The organism is Rhodobacter xanthinilyticus, from assembly GCF_001856665.1.
Taxonomy (GTDB): domain Bacteria; phylum Pseudomonadota; class Alphaproteobacteria; order Rhodobacterales; family Rhodobacteraceae; genus Rhodobacter; species Rhodobacter xanthinilyticus.
The window spans coordinates 2,242,272-2,258,586 of sequence record NZ_CP017781.1 but is presented as its reverse complement, the minus strand read 5'-3'; the positions used below and the strand labels follow the sequence as shown (position 1 = coordinate 2,258,586).

The following is a 16,315-nucleotide window of genomic DNA, read 5'->3' as shown; positions in this document are numbered from 1 at the left end:
AGGGATCGCACGGCCGAGCACTGCGCATCTGCGCGGGTCTTTGCAGGAATGGCGGGTTGATAGTTTGTGAGCGCACAGAACTATCCCGGCACCTGCGGCGTTTGTGCGGTAGATTGTGGGGAAGGCGGCGGGATGGCCGGCCGCAGAGAACAGGAGATGACCGCATGAGCGAGACGTTGAAAATCGGGCTGATTGTCAGCTCCACCCGTCAGGAGCGCTTTGCCGACAAGGTGCTGGCGTGGTTCGCGCCGATCGCGGCGGCGCAGCCGGGTTGGGAGATCGAGGTGCTCGATCTGCGCGAGGCGGCCTTGCCGTTCTTTGACGAGCCGGTGCCGCCGGCGGCCAAGCCCGTCACCGCGCCCGCCGCGCAGGCCTGGGGCGAGAAGCTCGAGGCGATGGACGGGTTCATCGTGCTGACCGCCGAATATAACCATTCGATCACCGCGGTGCTGAAAAACGCTTTCGACTATGCGTTCGAGGGCTGGAAGCGCAAGCCGATCGGCACGGTGGGCTATGGCGGCGTGGGGGCGGCGCGCGCGGTCGAGCATCTGCGGATGATCGCGATCAATTTCGGCATGGTGCCGGTCGCGGGCGGGGTCAATATCGGCGGGGGCGATTTCGGCGCGCTGATGGGCGGCAAGAGCTTTGCCGATCTCGGGCCGCATCTGGAAAAATCCGCCGAGGGGCTGATCGCCGATATCGACTGGTGGGCGCGCGCGATCAAGGCGGCGAAAGCGGCCTGAGACCCGGCCCAAACGCAAACGGCGCGCCGCGTGGCGCGCCGTCTTCGCGGATCGGAGAGGGCTCAGCGCCCGGCGATCACCGCCGCCGATTCGGGCAGCTCCTCGTCAAAGAGGCGCTGGTAGAACTCGGCCACCGTGGCGCGCTCGAGCTCGTCGCATTTGTTGAGGAAGGTCAGCCGGAACGCATAGCCCACATTGCGGAAGATCTCGGCGTTTTGCGCCCAGGCGATCACCGAGCGGGGGCTCATCACCGTCGAGAGATCGCCGTTCATGAAGGCGGTGCGGGTCAGATCGGCGACATGGACCATCGACGAGATCGTCTTGCGGCCCTTCTCGGTGTTGTAATGGGGGCATTTCGACAAGACGATCGCGGTCTCGGCGTCATGGCTGAGGTAGTTCAGCGTCGCGACGAGGCTCCAGCGGTCCATCTGGCCCTGGTTGATCTGCTGGGTGCCGTGGTAAAGGCCGGTGGTGTCGCCAAGGCCCACGGTGTTGGCGGTCGCGAAGAGCCGGAAAGAGGGGTTCGGCGTGATCACCTCGTTCTGGTCAAGCAGCGTGAGCTTGCCGTCGGTTTCCAGAACCCGCTGGATCACGAACATCACATCCGCGCGCCCCGCGTCATATTCGTCGAAGACGATCGCGGTCGGGTTGCGCAAGGCCCAGGGCAGGATGCCCTCGTGGAAGACGGTGACCTGCTTGCCGTCGACGAGCTTGATCGCATCCTTGCCGATCAGGTCGATCCGGCTGACATGGCTGTCGAGGTTGACGCGCACGCAAGGCCAGTTCAGCCGCGCCGCGACCTGTTCGATATGGGTCGATTTGCCGGTGCCGTGATAGCCCTGGATCATCACGCGGCGGTTATAGGCAAAGCCCGCCAGGATCGCCATCGTGGTATCGGGGTCGAACTTGTAGGTCGGGTCGAGGTCGGGCACGCGGTCGGTGCGCTCGGCAAAGCCCTTGACCTTCATGTCGCTGTCGATGCCGAACACCTCGCGGATGTCGATCTCTTCGGTGGGTTTGGCAGAGGGGTCAAGAGCGGTCATGGCGGCGTCCTTTCGCAATTGGGGGAATTTGTGGACCATCGCAAAGGGCTTCGCAAGGGGGCGATTGTGCCCGGCACAAGCGGCGGGGCGGTTGTAACGGCGCGCGCGGGCTTCTATTTTCGGCGCAGGCCATCGGGGCCGGGTGAGGGATTGCGATGAGTGGATTGCTGGCGCTGCTCGATGATGTGGCGGGGATCGCGAAGATCGCCGCGGCGAGCGTGGATGATGTGGCGGCTCAGGCCACCAAGGCGGGCGCCAAGGCGGCGGGCGCGGTGATCGATGACGCCGCGGTGACGCCGAAATATGTGCATGGCTTTGCCGCCGCGCGCGAGCTGCCGATCGTGGGCAAGATCGCGCTCGGCTCGATCCGCAACAAGCTCTTGTTCCTGCTGCCCGCGGCGCTGCTGCTCTCGGCCTTCGCGCCCTGGGCGATCACGCCGCTCCTGATGATCGGGGGGGCCTATCTCTGTTTCGAGGGCGCCGAGAAGGTCTGGCATCTCTTCCTCCCTGCCGCCCCCCATGCCGACGGCACCCCGGCCGCCCCGCAAAACCCCGAACATCTCGAGGCCGAGAAGGTCTCGGGCGCGGTGAAGACAGATTTCATCCTCTCCGCCGAGATCATGACGATCGCGCTCGCGGCGCTGCCCGCGGGCCAGCCGGTCTGGATGGAGGCGCTCACGCTCGCGGTGGTCGCGGTGGGGATCACGGTGGTGGTCTATGGCGGCGTCGCGCTGATCGTGAAGGCCGATGATGTGGGGCTCTGGCTCGCGCGGCGCGGCCGGCTCGGCGCCACGCGCGCGCTTGGCCGCGGGCTGGTGGCGGTGATGCCGGGGTTTCTCAAGGCGCTGATGGCGGTCGGCACGGCGGCGATGCTCTGGGTCGGCGGCTCGATCGTGCTCCATGGGCTGGCCGAGACGCTTTGGCATGCGCCCTATGATCTGATCCATGAGCTCGCCGCCAAGGCCGGCCATGCGGTGCCCGAGAGCCTGCTCGGCGCGACCGAATGGAGCGTCACCGCCGCGCTCGACGGGCTCTTCGGGCTCGCGCTCGGGCTCGTGCTGCTGCCGATCGTGGCGAAACTGATCGACCCGGCGATCGCCGCGCTCAGCGGCAAGGGCAAGGCTGCGCATTGAGGCCGGAGGGGGCGCTGCCCCCGCCCGTTCCGGGCCCCCCGGGATATTTCGGGCAAGATGAAACCGGAGCCTTTCATCTTGCTGCAAATATCCCGGGGGTGAATGGCCGTAGGCCAGAGGGGGCAGAGCCCCCTGCGCCTCATTTGAAGTTGCGCGACTCCTTGAGCTGATCCCAGGCCCAGACCACCTCTTGCAGCATCTCTTCCTGGCTGCGGTCGCCGCCGTTCATGTCGGGGTGCAGCACCTTGATCAGCGCCTTGTAGCATTTGCGGATCTCGGCCTTGGTCATCGTCTCCTTGGCCTCGAGGATCTCGATCGCGCGCCGCTCGGTGGGCGGCAGGCGCCGCGCCGAGACCTTGCCGGGGTTTTGCGTGGCATTGCCGCCGAGGATCTCATGGGGGTCGGTGATGCCATGGCGCGCCCAGCCCAGCCGCTCGTCATTGGCGCGGTTGAAGGGTTTGGTGGGGCGCTCCCAGACGGTGGCATTGTCGAGGAAGGCCTGGAATTCCTCCTCCGACTGACCCTGGAAATAGTTCCAGTTCAGGTTGTACTCGCGCACATGGTCCTTGCAGAACCAATAGTAATCGTCGAGCACCTTCGGGCTTTTCGGCGCGCGATACTGGCCGGCCTCCTGGCAGCCCTTGTGGTCGCATTGCCGGGTCGAGGTCTCGAAAGCGCCGGACATGCCGCGCTTGCCTTTGGTGCGGCGTTTTTTGTCCGCGGCTGCGGAGATATTGAAACCGAACGGGTCACTGGTGCTCATGCAGCCCTCTTTCGTCTGTCGCGCGTCTCTCGGCAGGGCTCTTGACGGCCCCCGCCGACTCGGGTCACGCAGTCTAGACCATCTGGCGCGAGAGGGAAGGGGGCCTGTCCAATGCCGCAGGGAATTTTGCCGATTGCCGATCAAATCCGGGCGCGCCTCGCGGGGCTTGCGCCGGAACGCCTTGAAATTATTGACGAATCCTCCCGCCATGCGGGTCATTCCGAAGACGCTCGCCGCGGCGAGAGCCATTTCCGCATCCGCCTCGCGGCGCCGGGGCTTGCGGGCCAAAGCCGGCTCGCGCGCCATCGCGCGGTGCTCGCGGCGCTGGGCCCCGAGATCACCACGCGCGTGCATGCGCTCGCGATCGAGTTTCTGGATTAGGCCTCGTCTTCCTCGGCGGGGCCGAGTTTCGGCGCGCGGCCCTCGGGGCTGAGCGCGGAGAAGAGCTTGGCGCGCGCCGAGCTCGCCGCGGCCTCGGCCACGCTTTGCGCCATCGTCTCGCCGCCGAGCGGGCGGCGGAAGACGAGCAGATTGTGGAAGACGGTGGTTTTCGAGGTCAGCCCCGCGCGCTCCTCCGCGGGCAGCGTCTCGGCGCGCCAATATTCCCAGCCCTCGCGGCCGAGTTCGTTCATCAAGGCCCCGAGCGCATGGGCGAAGCGCTCCGCGCCGGTCTTCAGACCGCGCTCCTTCTCGCCCTTCACCGGGGCGGGGACGACCTTGTATTCATAGGACATTTTGCTCTCCGGCCTGTTCTTTCGCTGGTTCTAGCCGCTGGCTGCGCGCCGTCAAGAAACGAAGGGGTGAACGCAAAGGGCGCCCCGCGGGGCGCCCCTCGGGGCTCAGAGCCCGAGTTTCTTCGCGACGATCTCGTTGACCGCCGCGGGGTTGGCCTTGCCGCCCGAGGCCTTGATCACCTGGCCGGTGAACCAGCCCGCAAGTTTCGGGTTTTGCTTGGCTTTCTCGACCTGCGCGGGGTTCGCGGCGATGATCTCGTCGACCGCCGCCTCGATCGCGCCGAGGTCGGTGACCTGTTTCATGCCGCGCGCGACCACGATCTCCGCCGGGTCGCCGCCCTCGGTATAGACGATCTCGAAGAGATCCTTGGCGATCTTGCCCGAGATATCGCCCGCCTTGATCAGCGCGATGATGCCGCCGAGCTGCGCGGGCGAAACCGGGCTCTGGCCGATCTCGGCGCCGTCCTTCTTCAGCCGCCCGAAGAGCTCGTTGATCACCCAGTTGGCGGCGAGCTTGCCGTCGCCCGCGACCGCGACAACGGCTTCGAAATAATCGGCGTTCTCGACCTCGGCGGTCAGCACCGAGGCGTCATAATCGGAGAGCCCCAGCGCCTCGACAAAGCGCGCCTTCTTGGCGTCCGGCAGCTCCGGCATCGCCGCGGCGATATCGTCGACCCAGCCCTGTTCGATCTCGAGCGGCAGCAGGTCGGGGCAGGGGAAGTAGCGGTAATCATGCGCCTCTTCCTTCGAGCGCATCGAGCGCGTCTCGTTGCGGTCCGGGTCGTAGAGCCGGGTTTCCTGGGTGACGGTGCCGCCATCCTCGAGGATCGCGATCTGGCGCCGGGCCTCGTAATCGATCGCGGCCTGGATGAAGCGCATCGAGTTCATGTTCTTGAGCTCGCAGCGCGTGCCCAGATGCGAGAAATCCTGGGTTGCCTGATATTTCTCGTATTGGCCCGGCCGGCAGACCGAGACGTTCACGTCGCAGCGCAGGTTGCCGTTTTGCATGTTGCCATCGCAGGTGCCCAGGTAGCGCAGGATCTGGCGCAGCTTGACGACATAGGCTGCGGCCTCCTCGGGGCCCCGGATATCGGGGCGCGAGACGATCTCCATCAGCGCGACCCCGGTGCGGTTGAGATCGACGAAGGACATGTTCGGATCCATGTCATGGATCGATTTGCCCGCATCCTGCTCGAGGTGGATACGCTCGATACGCACCTTGCGCGCCACGCCCGGGCCCATCTCGACGAGGATCTCGCCCTCGCCCACGATCGGGTGGTAGAGCTGGCTGATCTGATAGCCCTGCGGCAGGTCGGGGTAGAAATAGTTCTTGCGGTCGAAGGCGGAGAACAGGTTGATCTCGGCCTTCAGCCCGAGCCCGGTGCGCACCGCCTGCGCCACGCAGAATTCGTTGATCACCGGCAACATCCCGGGCATCGCCGCGTCGACGAAAGCGACATTCGAATTCGGCTCGGCCCCGAAGGTGGTCGAGGCGCCGGAGAAGAGCTTCGCATTCGAGCTCACCTGCGCATGGACCTCCATCCCGATCACCAGCTCCCAGTCGCTCTTCGCGCCGGCGATGACTTTCGGTTCGGGGGCTTTCAAGGTGAGATGGTCGAGCATGGTCCGGTTCCCGTGTCCTGTGGTTCCCTGCCTTCTAGGACAGGGCCGCGCGCGGGGCAAGCCTTGGCGCAGGCGGAGGGGCCGTCGAGCGGGGCGCTGCCCCGCACCCCGGGATATTTGGAGCAAGATGAAAAGGCCGCGTATCCTTTCATCTTGCCCGAAATATCCCGGGGGTGAATGGCCGCAGGCCAGAGGGGGCAGCGCCCCCTCGCGCCCCCTCAGCCCAAGAGCCGTGCGGTCATCTCGCCCAGATCGCGGCTGAGGCCGGGGGTGGCCGCGATCCGCGCAAGCTCGGCGCGGATCTTCGCCTGCCGCCCGGCGTCATAGCGCGCCCAGGTCTCGAAGGCGGTCGACATCCGCGCTGCCGTCTGCGGGTTGACCGGGTCGAGGCGGATCAGCCAATCGGCATAGAAGCGATAGCCCGCGCCGTCGGCCCGGTGAAAGCCCGCGTGGTTGGCCGCAAACCCGCCCAGAAGCGCGCGGAAGCGGTTGGGGTTCTTCCACTCGAAGGCCGGGTCGGCGCCGAGCGCGGCGACCGTTTCGGCCGCCGTTTCGGGCGGGCAGAGCGCGGACTGCGCCAGGAACCACTTGTCCATGACGAGGCGCACGTCTTTCCAGCGCGCGCGGAAGGCCGCGAGCGGGCGCTGGGCCGCGCCCGCCCCGATCAGCAGGTTCAGCGCGCCGATCTCGTCGGTCATGTTGTCCGCGCTCTGGAACAGCGCCTCGGCCCGGGCGGTGCCCTCGGCGCGCGTCAGGATCGCGAGCGCGGCATGGCGCAGCGCGCGCCGCCCGGCGGGGCCGGCCTCGGGGGTATAGGGGCCGGGCACCGCCATCGCCTCGTAAAGCGCGCCGAGTGCTGCCCCATGCGCGCGCAAGAGCGCGGCCAGCAGCCCCTCGCGCGCGGCATGGATCGCCTGCGGGTCGGGGGCGGCGCCGCGCCGCGCGATCTCGGCGGCGATCTCATCCTCGCCGGGCAGCCGCAGGCAGGCCGCGCGGAAGGCCGGGTCGGCGCCCGCATCGCCGATCAGCCGGCCCATCGCGTCGAGATAATCGGCCCCCGCCGCCGCCCCGCCCGCCATCGCGACGAGCGTGTCGCGCGCAAGGCCGCGCCCCGCCTCCCAGCGGTTGAACGGGTCGGTATCATGGGCCAGCAGGAAGGCCTGTTCGGCGGGCGAGGTGGCGCGCTCGAGACCCACGGGCGCCGAGAAATCGCGCAAGATCGAGGGCACCGGGCGCGCGCCGAGGCCCTCGAAGGCGAAGCTCTGCCGGCGCTCGGTCATCTCGAGCACCCGCGTCGGCATGATCTCGTCGCCGTTTTGCCCCAAGAGCCCGACCGCGATCGGAATATGGCGCGGGGCTTTCTCCGGCTGGCCCGGGGTGGGCGGGGTTTCTTGCTCAAAATCAAGCCAGTAGGTGCCGTTCTCGAAGCGCTCGGCGACCCTCAGCCGCGGCGTGCCGGCCTCGGTGTACCAGCGCTTGAACTGGCTCAGGTCGCGGCCCGAGCTGTCCTCGAAGACCTTGATCCAATCCTCGATCGTGCAGGCCTGGCCGTCGTGGCGCGCGAAATAGAGATCGAGCGCGGCGCGGTAGCCCTCGGGCCCCACCAGTCGCTTGAGCATGCCGACGATCTCGGCGCCCTTCTCGTAGACGGTCGCGGTGTAGAAATTGTTGATCTCGCGATATTGATCGGGACGCGGCGGATGCGCGAGCGGCCCGGCATCCTCGCGAAACTGCCGCCCGCGCAGGGCCGCGACATCCTCGATGCGCTTGACCGCGCCGAGGCGCTCATCGGCGGTGAAACTCTGGTCGCGGAAGACCGTCAGCCCCTCTTTCAGACAGAGCTGGAACCAGTCGCGGCAGGTGATCCGGTTGCCGGTCCAGTTGTGGAAATATTCATGCGCGATCACCGCCTCGATACGCTCGTAATCGCTGTCGGTCGCGGTCGCGGGGCTCGCCAGAACCAGCTTCGAGTTGAAGATGTTGAGGCCCTTGTTCTCCATCGCGCCCATGTTGAAATCATCGACCGCGACGATGTTGAACACGTCGAGATCATATTCGCGCCCGTAAACCCGCTCATCCCAGGCCATCGAGCGCTCGACCGCGCCGAGCGCGAAGCCGCAGCGATCCTCATCGCCCGGACGCACCCAGATGTTGAGATCGACCGCGCGCCCCGAGGCGGTGGTGAAGCGCCCCGAGGTGGCCCTCAGATCGCCCGCGACGAGCGCGAAGAGATAGGCAGGCTTCGGCCAGGGGTCGTGCCATTCCGCCCAACCCGGCCCCGCCGCGCCGGGGTTGCCGTTCGAGAGGAGCACCGGCAGATCGCCCTCGATGCGCACATCGAACCGCGCCATCACATCGGGGCGGTCGGGGTAATAGGTGATCTTGCGAAAGCCCTCGGCCTCGCATTGCGTGCAATACATGCCGTTCGACATGTAGAGCCCCTCGAGCGCGGTGTTGCCCTCGGGCGCGATCTCGACCTCGGTCTCGAGGGTGAAGGGGCGCTCGGGCAGGGCGGCGGGGTGGATCGTCAGATCGGTCGGCGTGAGGCGATAATCGGCGGGCGTGAGCGGGGTGCCGTCGATCGCGGCCGAGATCAGCTTGAGCTCTTCGCCGTCGAGCCGCAGCGCGGCACCCGCCTCGCGCGGAGCGATCTCGATGCGCGCCCGCACGCGGGTGGCGCGCGGGGCGAGGGCAAAGGTCAGCGCGACGCCCCGGATTTCAAAGGGAAAGGGTTTGTAATCAGAGAGATAGGTGGTGCCGTCCATGTCATCCTCGCGCCTGGTCGGGGCGAGCCTAGGCCGCGCGGGGCCCGGGCGCAAGGCGGCGCGGACATCCGGGCGGGGCGCGGGCGGCGGCGGAATTTGCGTATTTGGGCCAAGAAGAAGCGCAGGGGGGCTCTTCGTTTCTTCTTGGAAAAAATACGCAAGCGCGGCCGGGGGCGGGCGCGCGGTGGCGATTTTCCGCCCGGGGTGCTGGACAGGGGCCGCGCTCTGGCCAAGATAGGGCGAAACAACGGGAGAGATCGGATGATCGAGAGAGTGGAGCGCGCGGGGCTGGCCGTGGCGGCGGAGCTGGCGGCCTTCATCGAGGCGGAGGCGCTGCCCGGCACCGGGGTTGCGGCGGAGCGGTTCTGGTCGGGGTTTGCGGCGCTCATTGCCGATCTCGCGCCGAAGAACCGTGCGCTTCTGGCCCGCCGCGAGGAGTTGCAGGCGCGGATCAACGACTGGCATCTGAAGAACCGCGCGCGCGGCCATGATGCGGCGGCTTATCGCGCCTTTCTCGCCGAGATCGGCTATCTCGAGCCGGAGGGCGAGGATTTCACCATCGAGACGCCGCCGACGGACCCGGAATTCGCCTCCGTTTGCGGCCCGCAGCTTGTCGTGCCGATCACCAATGCGCGCTATGCGCTCAATGCCGCCAATGCGCGCTGGGGTTCGCTTTATGATGCGCTTTACGGCACCGATGCGCTCGGCGCGGTGCCCGAGGCGCCGGGCTATGACCCCGCGCGTGGCGCGCAGGTGATCGCCTGGGCGAAGGGCTTTCTCGATACCGCCTTCCCGCTCGTGGCGGGGCCCTGGGCCGAGGTCACGCGGCTTTGGGTGCAAAATGGCGGGCTCTTTGCCGAATGCGGCGAAGAGACCGGGCTGAAAGACCCCGCGCAATTCGCAGGCTACCGCGGCAAGCCTGAGGCGCCCGAGGCGATTGTTTTGCAAAACAATGGCTTGCACGTCATTGTTGAGGTCAATCCGAGCTCCCGGATCGGCGCCGATGATCCGGCCGGGATCGCCGATGTGAAGCTCGAATCGGCGCTTTCTTCGATCATGGATTGCGAGGATTCGGTCGCTTGTGTCGATGCGGCGGACAAGGTTCTGGCCTATCGCAACTGGCTCGGGCTGATGCGCGGCGATCTGGCGGAGAAGGTCACCAAGGGCGGGCGCAGCTTCATGCGCGCGCTGGCCCATGATCTCGCCTTCACCGCGCCCGAGGGGGGCGAGCGGGTGCTCAAGGGGCGCGCGCTGATGCTGGTGCGCAATGTCGGCCATCTGATGACCAGCCCCGCGGTGCTCGATGCCGAGGGGCGCGAGGTGCCCGAGGGGCTGATGGATGCGATGGTGACCACGCTCTGCGCGGTGCATGATCTGCAAAAGACCGAGGGCGCGCGCAATTCGGTGACCGGCTCGGTCTATGTGGTGAAGCCGAAGATGCACGGCCCCGAGGAGGTGCGCTTTGCCTGCGAGATCTTCGACCGGGTGGAGGCCGCGCTCGGCCTGCCGCGGCTCACTGTCAAGCTCGGCATCATGGATGAGGAGCGGCGCACCTCGGCCAATCTGAAGGAATGCATCCGCCAGGCGAAGGAGCGCGTGGCCTTCATCAACACCGGCTTCCTCGACCGCACCGGCGACGAGATCCATACTGCGATGGAAGCCGGGCCGATGCTGCGCAAGGGCGAGATGAAGAGCCAGCCCTGGATCCTCGCCTATGAGGATCGCAACGTCGATATCGGGCTCGCCTGCGGGCTCGCGGGGCGGGCGCAGATCGGCAAGGGGATGTGGGCGATGCCCGACAAGATGGCCGATATGCTGGCGCAGAAGATCGCCCATCCGATGGCGGGGGCGAATTGCGCCTGGGTGCCGAGCCCGACCGCCGCGACGCTGCATGCGACGCATTATCACAAGGTCGATGTGAAGGCCCGCCAGGCCGAGATCGCGGCGATGGCGCGGCCGGCGCGGCTCGAGGATCTGCTGACCCTGCCGCTCGCCGTGGGGCGCAACTATTCCGAGGCCGAGATCACCGAGGAGGTCGAGAACAACGCGCAAGGCATCCTCGGCTATGTGGTGCGCTGGGTCGATCAGGGGGTGGGCTGCTCGAAAGTGCCCGATATCCATGACATCGGCCTGATGGAGGACCGCGCAACCTGCCGGATCTCGAGCCAGGCGCTGGCGAATTGGCTCCATCATGGGGTGGTCAGCGAGGGCCGCGTGATGGAGGCGCTGCGCAAGATGGCGGTGGTGGTCGACCGGCAAAACGCCGCCGACCCGGCCTATGTGCCGATGGCGCCCGATTTCAACGGGCTGGCCTTCCAGGCGGCCTGCGATCTGATCTTCCTCGGCGGGGTGCAGCCCTCGGGCTATACCGAGCCGGTGCTCCATCAGCGCCGCCTGCAACTCAAGGCCGGCGCCTGATCCCGGGCCGGGCAGGGGGCGCCGCCCCCTCGGGCTTCGCCCTCACCCCCGGGATATTTGCGCATCATTGAAGGGGCGCGCACCCGCTGTTTCAACGATGCCAAAATATCCCGGGGGACGCCGCAGGCGGGGGGCAGCGCCCCCTCGGCGGGATGACCTTGCGCCAATGCACAGAACGGGTGCGCTGCTGTGGGTTTTCGTGCGGATGGGAATCGCCTAGCTTTCCGGGGCGAAAGGACAGCATCATGACCAGACCCGTCGTCGGCATCATCGGCAACCGCGCCCTCATCAACGACCGTTACCCCGTCCATGAGGGCGGGCAGATGAATTCCTGTGCGGTGAGCCATGTGGCGGGCTGCGTGCCGCTGCTGATCCCGGCCGATCCGAGTTATGTCTCGGTCGAGGAGCTTCTGGAGATCTGTGACGGGTTCCTGCTCACCGGCGGGCGCCCGAATGTCCACCCGGAGGAATATGGCGAGGAGCCGACCGACAAGCACGGCGCTTTCGATCGCGCGCGCGATGCGATCACGCTGCCCCTGGTGCGCGCCTGTGTCGAGCGCGGCCAGCCCTTCATGGGCATCTGCCGCGGCTTTCAGGAGGTCAATGTCGCGATGGGCGGCACGCTGCACCCCGAGATCCGCGAGCTGCCCGGCCGGATGAACCACCGCATGCCGCCCGAGGGCACGCTCGAGGAGGCGTTTGCGCTGCGCCACAAGGTGCGGCTCGACCCGGAGGGCCGCTTCGCCGCGCTCTTCGGCGCCGAGGAGGTGCTGACCAACACGCTGCACGGGCAGGGGATCTGCCAGCCCGGGGCGCGGATCGTGATCGAGGGGCGCGCCGAGGATGGCACGCCCGAGGCGATCTATGTCAAGGATGCGCCGGGCTTCACGCTCTCGGTGCAGTGGCACCCGGAATGGAACGCCGAGGCAGACCCGGTCTCGCGGCCGCTGTTTCGCGCCTTTGGCGACGCGGTGCGGGACTGGGCCGCGCAGAAGGGCTCAGCCAAGGCGCTTTGAGGCCTCCTTGCGGGCGAAGGCTTTCAGCGTCTCGCCATGCGCCGCGAGCCAGTTCGCCACGGCCTCCGGGTCGTGTTTGGAGAGCTCGCGCAGCCACCAGCCGATCGCTTTCTGGATGAACCAATCGCGCTCGGGGGCCAGCCGCACGCACCACTCAAGCACCCGCGCGCGCGCCGCGGCCTCCGCGGGGGTGGGGTGGTTTTGCTTGGTGAAGGGCAGCGTCATGACCAGCGCCGCGCGCCGCGTCCACATGTTCTCGGCGCCAAGCCAGCCCTCCACGCGATCCAGCCGCGCGGGATCGGCGCTGAGCCGCCGCGCCCCGGCCGAGGCCGCGTGATCGGCGATCGCCCAGGCGTCAAACCCGTCGACCCAGTCGCAAATCAGCTCCCAGGCCGCGTCATCGGGGCGCATCCGGGCCTGCGTGAGCAGCTTCGCCGCGGCGATTTTCGCCTCATGGATATCGCTCGCCCAGAGCCCCCGCGCGAGCGCGATCCGCTCCTCGAGCGTGCAGGCCTCGCGCCAGAGCCGCGCCATATCCTCGATGAGCGGCACCGGCACGCCGAGATAGCGCCGCGCGACCTTGTGATAGGCCGCCGCCGCCTCGGCGCGGGTGGCATCGCCGCAGACCTCGAGCGCGGCGATCGCCTCCGCGAGGCTCGGCGCAGGCGCGGTTTCGCCCGTCTCCTCTTCCTCGGCGTAATAGGCGTAATCGGCCTCCGAGGCGGCATAGGCGGCGGCGGCCGCCGCGGCTTCTGCCTCCTCGGGGGTGAGCGGGCGATCCTCGGCGACCACGACGCGGGATTTGCGTGTGCGGCCCATTATTCGACCGTCACCGATTTGGCGAGATTGCGCGGCTGATCGACATCGGTGCCCTTCGCGACCGCGGTGTGATAGGCCAGCAATTGCGCGGGCAGCGCGTAGAGGATCGGCGCGAAAGGCTCGGGCACCTCGGGCATCTTGAGCGTGGCCCAGACCCCCTCGGCGGCCGCCGCCAGCCCCTTCGCATCGGAGATCAGCAGCACCTGCCCGTGGCGCGCCATCACCTCTTGCATGTTCGACACGGTCTTGTCGAAGAGCCGGTCATGGGGCGCCAGAACGATCACCGGCACCGAGCGGTCGATCAGCGCGATCGGCCCGTGCTTGAGCTCGCCCGAGGCATAGCCTTCGGCATGGATGTAGCTGATTTCCTTGAGTTTCAGCGCGCCTTCGAGGGCGAGCGGGAACATCGGCCCACGGCCGAGGAAGAGGATATCCTGCGCCTCGGCGAGCCGCTCGGCGAGCGCCGCGACCGGCCCGTCGCCCGCCAGCGCCGCGTTCATCAGCCCCGGCAGCGACCGCAGGCCCGCGACATGGGCCGCGAAAGCCTCCGCGCTCAGATGCCCGCGGTCGCGCCCGGCCTTCAGCGCGAGCGTGGCGAGCACCAGAAGCTGGCAGGTGAAGGCCTTGGTCGAGGCCACGCCGACCTCCACCCCCGCCAGGATCGGCAGCGCCACATCGGCCTCGCGCGCGATCGAGGAGGTCGCGACATTGACCACCGCGACGGTTTTCGCAACCTTCTCGCGGCAATAGCGCAGCGCGGCCAGCGTGTCGGCCGTCTCGCCCGATTGGCTGACGAAGAGCGCAAAGCTCTTCGCCGGGATCGGCGGCTCGCGGTAGCGGAACTCGGAGGCCACGTCGATCTCGCAGGGCAGGCCGGCTAGCGTCTCGAACCAGTATTTCGCCACCGAACAGGCATAGAACGCCGTGCCGCAGGCCACCAGCGTCAGCCGCTCGAGCCCGGAAAAATCGAGCGTTTCCGGCAGGTTGACCGTATCGCCGGGCAGATAATGCGCCAGCGCATCGCCCAGAACCACCGGCTGTTCGGCGATTTCCTTGGCCATGAAATGCTTGTAGCCGGCCTTCTCGACCCGCGCCGCGCCCAGATCGATGCGCAGCTCGTCGCGGTTCGCCCGCCGCCCCTCGGCGTCGAAAATCTCGGCCCCCGCGCGGGTGACAAAGGCGTAATCGCCCTCCTCGAGATAGGTGATCCGGTCGGTCAGCGGCGCGAGCGCAATCGCATCCGAGCCCACGAACATCTCGCCCGTGCCATGGCCGATGGCGAGCGGCGAGCCCTTGCGCGCGGCGATCATCAGATCGTCCTCGCCCTCGAAGAGCCACAGGAGCGCAAAGGCGCCCTCGAGCTTTTTCAGCGTCGCCGCGGCCGCCTCACGGGGGCCAAGTCCCCGGTCCATGAACATCCGCGTCAGGAGCGCGACGGTCTCGCTGTCGGTCTGGGTTTCGGGCAGGATCCCGGCGGCGGCGAGCTCCTCGCGCAGCTCGCGGAAATTCTCGATGATGCCGTTATGGACGACCGCGGTGCGCCCGGAGCGATGCGGATGCGCGTTGCCCACGGTCGCGGCGCCATGGGTCGCCCAGCGGGTGTGGCCGATGCCCGCCTTGCCGGCGAGGGGCTCGTGGACGAGCAGGTCGGAGAGGTTCACGAGCTTGCCCACCGAGCGCCGCCGGTCGAGCCGGCCGGCGTTCACCGTGGCGATGCCCGCCGAGTCATAGCCGCGATATTCCAGCCGCCGCAGGCTCTCGACGAGCTGCGGCGCGACCTCATGATTGCCGAGAATACCAATGATCCCACACATTTACGCGCCTTTCTTAAGGTTGGCCTTCTTGGCCCGCAGCATCTCGAAGAGTTTGGTGGCGAGCCCCGGCCGCGTCACCTGTTTGGCGCGCCCGAGCGCGATCGCGCCCGCCGGCACATCCTCGGTGATCACCGAGCCCGAGCCGGTCAGCGCGCCGTCCCCCACCGTCACCGGCGCCACCAGCATCGTATCCGAACCGATGAAAGCATGGGCGCCGATCGTGGTGCGGTGCTTGAACACGCCATCGTAATTGCAGGTCACCGTGCCCGCGCCGATATTGGTGCCCTCGCCGATCTCGGCGTCGCCCAGATAGGTGAGGTGGCCGACCTTGACCCCCTCGCCGAGGATCGCGTTCTTCACCTCGACGAAATTGCCGATATGGACCTCCTCGGCGAGCTCGGCCCCCGGGCGCAGCCGCGCAAACGGCCCGATCGTGGCGCCGCGCGAGATATGGCAGCCCTCGAGATGGCAAAACGCCTCGATCGTGGCGCCGCTCTCGATCGTCACGCCGGGGCCGAAGACCACATGCGGGCCGAGCACCACATCGCGGCCGATATAGGTGTCGAGGGCGAAATAGACGGTGCCCGGGTCGACCATGGTGACGCCGTTCTCCTGCGCCTCGGTGCGGGCGCGGGCCTGAAAGAGCGCCTCGGCGCGGGCAAGCTCCGCGCGGGTGTTGATGCCGAGCGTCTCGGCCTCGTCGCAGGTCACCACCTCGGCCGGAAGGCCGCGCGCGCGCGCCGCCGCGACGATATCGGTGAGGTAATATTCGCCCGCGGCATTGGCGTTGCCAAGCCCCGCGACGAGCTCTTCCAAAAGCTCCGCGTCACAGGCAATAACCCCGGAATTACAAAGCGTTATCGCGCGTTCTTCATCCGTCGCATCCTTGAATTCCACGATCCGCTCGAGCGCCGATCCGCTGGCCACGAGCCGCCCGTAGCGCCCCGGATCCGCCGCCTCGAAGCCCAGCACCGTCACCGCCGCCGGGCTCGCGGCGAGCCCTTCGAGCGTCTCGGGCCGGATGAAGGGCGTGTCGCCGTAAAGCACGATCACCCGCCCGGCAAAGCCCGCAAGCGCGGGCAGCGCCTGCGCCACCGCGTGCCCGGTGCCGAGCTGCTCGGCCTGGATCACCACCTCGGCCTCCGGGTCGATCTTCGCTACCGCCCGGGTTACGGCTTCGGCGCCATGGCCCGCCACCACGATCACCCGCTCGGGCTCGAGCGCGCGCCCCGCCGCCAGAGCATGGGCCACCAGCGGCGCCGCGCCGACGCGGTGCAGCACCTTGGGCAGGTCCGAGTTCATCCGGGTGCCCTGGCCCGCGGCCAGAACGATGAGGGCGATGGTCATGGGAATGCCTTTTCTTCTGCTCGCGCCTGTTTTACCGATACCACACCCCGCCGCAAGGCCCGCGCGTTCACGCTGTCTTTCGCTTCGTAACAAGGCG

The 16,315-nt window shown here is 67.8% G+C and carries 13 protein-coding genes; 5 read left to right on the top strand and 8 right to left on the bottom strand.

The window, feature by feature from the left end:
* The first annotated feature begins 164 nt into the window (after positions 1-164).
* The gene (locus LPB142_RS11020; protein ID WP_071166401.1) at positions 165-743 is read left to right on the top strand and encodes an NADPH-dependent FMN reductase; all 579 of its coding nucleotides are present in this window, start codon (positions 165-167) and stop codon (positions 741-743) included.
* 62 nt (positions 744-805) lie between these two features.
* Here LPB142_RS11020 and cobS read toward each other — a convergent pair whose 3' ends face one another.
* Entirely contained in the window at positions 806-1,786 is a 981-nt protein-coding gene (gene cobS, locus LPB142_RS11015; RefSeq protein WP_071166400.1) for a cobaltochelatase subunit CobS, read from the bottom strand.
* 155 nt (positions 1,787-1,941) lie between these two features.
* Here cobS and LPB142_RS11010 point away from each other — a divergent pair, with 155 nt between their 5' ends.
* A complete protein-coding gene (locus LPB142_RS11010) occupies positions 1,942-2,919 on the top strand; it encodes a DUF808 domain-containing protein (protein ID WP_071166399.1) in 978 nt (325 codons plus the stop codon).
* 139 nt (positions 2,920-3,058) lie between these two features.
* On the opposite strand, the gene LPB142_RS11005 is transcribed toward LPB142_RS11010, so the two are convergent.
* Positions 3,059-3,682 (bottom strand): DnaJ domain-containing protein, encoded by a 624-nt coding sequence (locus tag LPB142_RS11005; RefSeq protein ID WP_068766628.1) that lies wholly within the window; start codon positions 3,680-3,682, stop codon positions 3,059-3,061.
* A gap of 111 nt (positions 3,683-3,793) precedes the next feature.
* Here LPB142_RS11005 and LPB142_RS11000 point away from each other — a divergent pair, with 111 nt between their 5' ends.
* Positions 3,794-4,063, top strand: a complete 270-nt coding sequence (locus LPB142_RS11000; RefSeq protein ID WP_071166398.1) for a BolA family protein — start codon at positions 3,794-3,796, stop codon at positions 4,061-4,063.
* On the opposite strand, the gene LPB142_RS10995 is transcribed toward LPB142_RS11000, so the two are convergent.
* The 3 genes from LPB142_RS10995 to pepN all read right to left on the bottom strand — a co-directional run bounded on the left by LPB142_RS10995 (position 4,060) and on the right by pepN (position 8,804).
* Complete coding sequence (locus tag LPB142_RS10995; protein WP_068766630.1) at positions 4,060-4,416, bottom strand: hypothetical protein; 357 nt, start codon at positions 4,414-4,416, stop codon at positions 4,060-4,062. The two genes, LPB142_RS11000 and LPB142_RS10995, sit on opposite strands and share 4 nt — an antisense overlap.
* A 105-nt stretch (positions 4,417-4,521) precedes the next feature.
* Positions 4,522-6,039 (bottom strand): Asp-tRNA(Asn)/Glu-tRNA(Gln) amidotransferase subunit GatB, encoded by a 1,518-nt coding sequence (gatB, locus tag LPB142_RS10990; RefSeq protein WP_068766631.1) that lies wholly within the window; start codon positions 6,037-6,039, stop codon positions 4,522-4,524.
* A gap of 218 nt (positions 6,040-6,257) precedes the next feature.
* Positions 6,258-8,804: an aminopeptidase N gene (gene pepN, locus LPB142_RS10985; protein WP_071166397.1), complete on the bottom strand. Its 2,547-nt coding sequence runs from the start codon at positions 8,802-8,804 to the stop codon at positions 6,258-6,260.
* A 261-nt stretch (positions 8,805-9,065) separates the two neighbouring features.
* On the opposite strand from pepN, the gene LPB142_RS10980 reads away from it, so the two are divergent.
* Both LPB142_RS10980 and LPB142_RS10975 read left to right on the top strand, forming a co-directional pair.
* On the top strand, positions 9,066-11,222 hold the full coding sequence (locus LPB142_RS10980) for a malate synthase G (RefSeq protein WP_071166396.1): 2,157 nt from the start codon (positions 9,066-9,068) through the stop codon (positions 11,220-11,222).
* Between the two features lie 245 nt (positions 11,223-11,467).
* Positions 11,468-12,238 (top strand): gamma-glutamyl-gamma-aminobutyrate hydrolase family protein, encoded by a 771-nt coding sequence (locus LPB142_RS10975; protein ID WP_071166395.1) that lies wholly within the window; start codon positions 11,468-11,470, stop codon positions 12,236-12,238.
* Here LPB142_RS10975 and LPB142_RS10970 read toward each other — a convergent pair.
* The 3 genes from LPB142_RS10970 to glmU are packed head-to-tail and all read right to left on the bottom strand — an operon-like array spanning position 12,221 to position 16,218.
* On the bottom strand, positions 12,221-13,057 hold the full coding sequence (locus tag LPB142_RS10970; protein WP_083392667.1) for a DNA alkylation repair protein: 837 nt from the start codon (positions 13,055-13,057) through the stop codon (positions 12,221-12,223). The two genes, LPB142_RS10975 and LPB142_RS10970, sit on opposite strands and share 18 nt — an antisense overlap.
* Positions 13,057-14,871, bottom strand: coding sequence for a glutamine--fructose-6-phosphate transaminase (isomerizing) (gene glmS / locus LPB142_RS10965; RefSeq protein ID WP_071166394.1), 1,815 nt, complete (start codon positions 14,869-14,871; stop codon positions 13,057-13,059). Before glmS ends, LPB142_RS10970 begins: the two co-directional genes overlap by 1 nt.
* Positions 14,872-16,218, bottom strand: coding sequence for a bifunctional UDP-N-acetylglucosamine diphosphorylase/glucosamine-1-phosphate N-acetyltransferase GlmU (glmU, locus tag LPB142_RS10960; RefSeq protein ID WP_071166393.1), 1,347 nt, complete (start codon positions 16,216-16,218; stop codon positions 14,872-14,874). It abuts the gene before it with no gap.
* Between the last annotated feature and the right edge of the window lie 97 nt (positions 16,219-16,315).

Coding starts and splice junctions, on each gene's coding strand:
- LPB142_RS11020 (WP_071166401.1), top strand. CDS start 165: ATGAGCGAGACGTTGAAAATCGGGCTGATTGTCAGCTCCACCCGTCAG.
- cobS (WP_071166400.1), bottom strand. CDS start 1,786: ATGACCGCTCTTGACCCCTCTGCCAAACCCACCGAAGAGATCGACATC.
- LPB142_RS11010 (WP_071166399.1), top strand. CDS start 1,942: ATGAGTGGATTGCTGGCGCTGCTCGATGATGTGGCGGGGATCGCGAAG.
- LPB142_RS11005 (WP_068766628.1), bottom strand. CDS start 3,682: ATGAGCACCAGTGACCCGTTCGGTTTCAATATCTCCGCAGCCGCGGAC.
- LPB142_RS11000 (WP_071166398.1), top strand. CDS start 3,794: ATGCCGCAGGGAATTTTGCCGATTGCCGATCAAATCCGGGCGCGCCTC.
- LPB142_RS10995 (WP_068766630.1), bottom strand. CDS start 4,416: ATGTCCTATGAATACAAGGTCGTCCCCGCCCCGGTGAAGGGCGAGAAG.
- gatB (WP_068766631.1), bottom strand. CDS start 6,039: ATGCTCGACCATCTCACCTTGAAAGCCCCCGAACCGAAAGTCATCGCC.
- pepN (WP_071166397.1), bottom strand. CDS start 8,804: ATGGACGGCACCACCTATCTCTCTGATTACAAACCCTTTCCCTTTGAA.
- LPB142_RS10980 (WP_071166396.1), top strand. CDS start 9,066: ATGATCGAGAGAGTGGAGCGCGCGGGGCTGGCCGTGGCGGCGGAGCTG.
- LPB142_RS10975 (WP_071166395.1), top strand. CDS start 11,468: ATGACCAGACCCGTCGTCGGCATCATCGGCAACCGCGCCCTCATCAAC.
- LPB142_RS10970 (WP_083392667.1), bottom strand. CDS start 13,057: ATGGGCCGCACACGCAAATCCCGCGTCGTGGTCGCCGAGGATCGCCCG.
- glmS (WP_071166394.1), bottom strand. CDS start 14,871: ATGTGTGGGATCATTGGTATTCTCGGCAATCATGAGGTCGCGCCGCAG.
- glmU (WP_071166393.1), bottom strand. CDS start 16,218: ATGACCATCGCCCTCATCGTTCTGGCCGCGGGCCAGGGCACCCGGATG.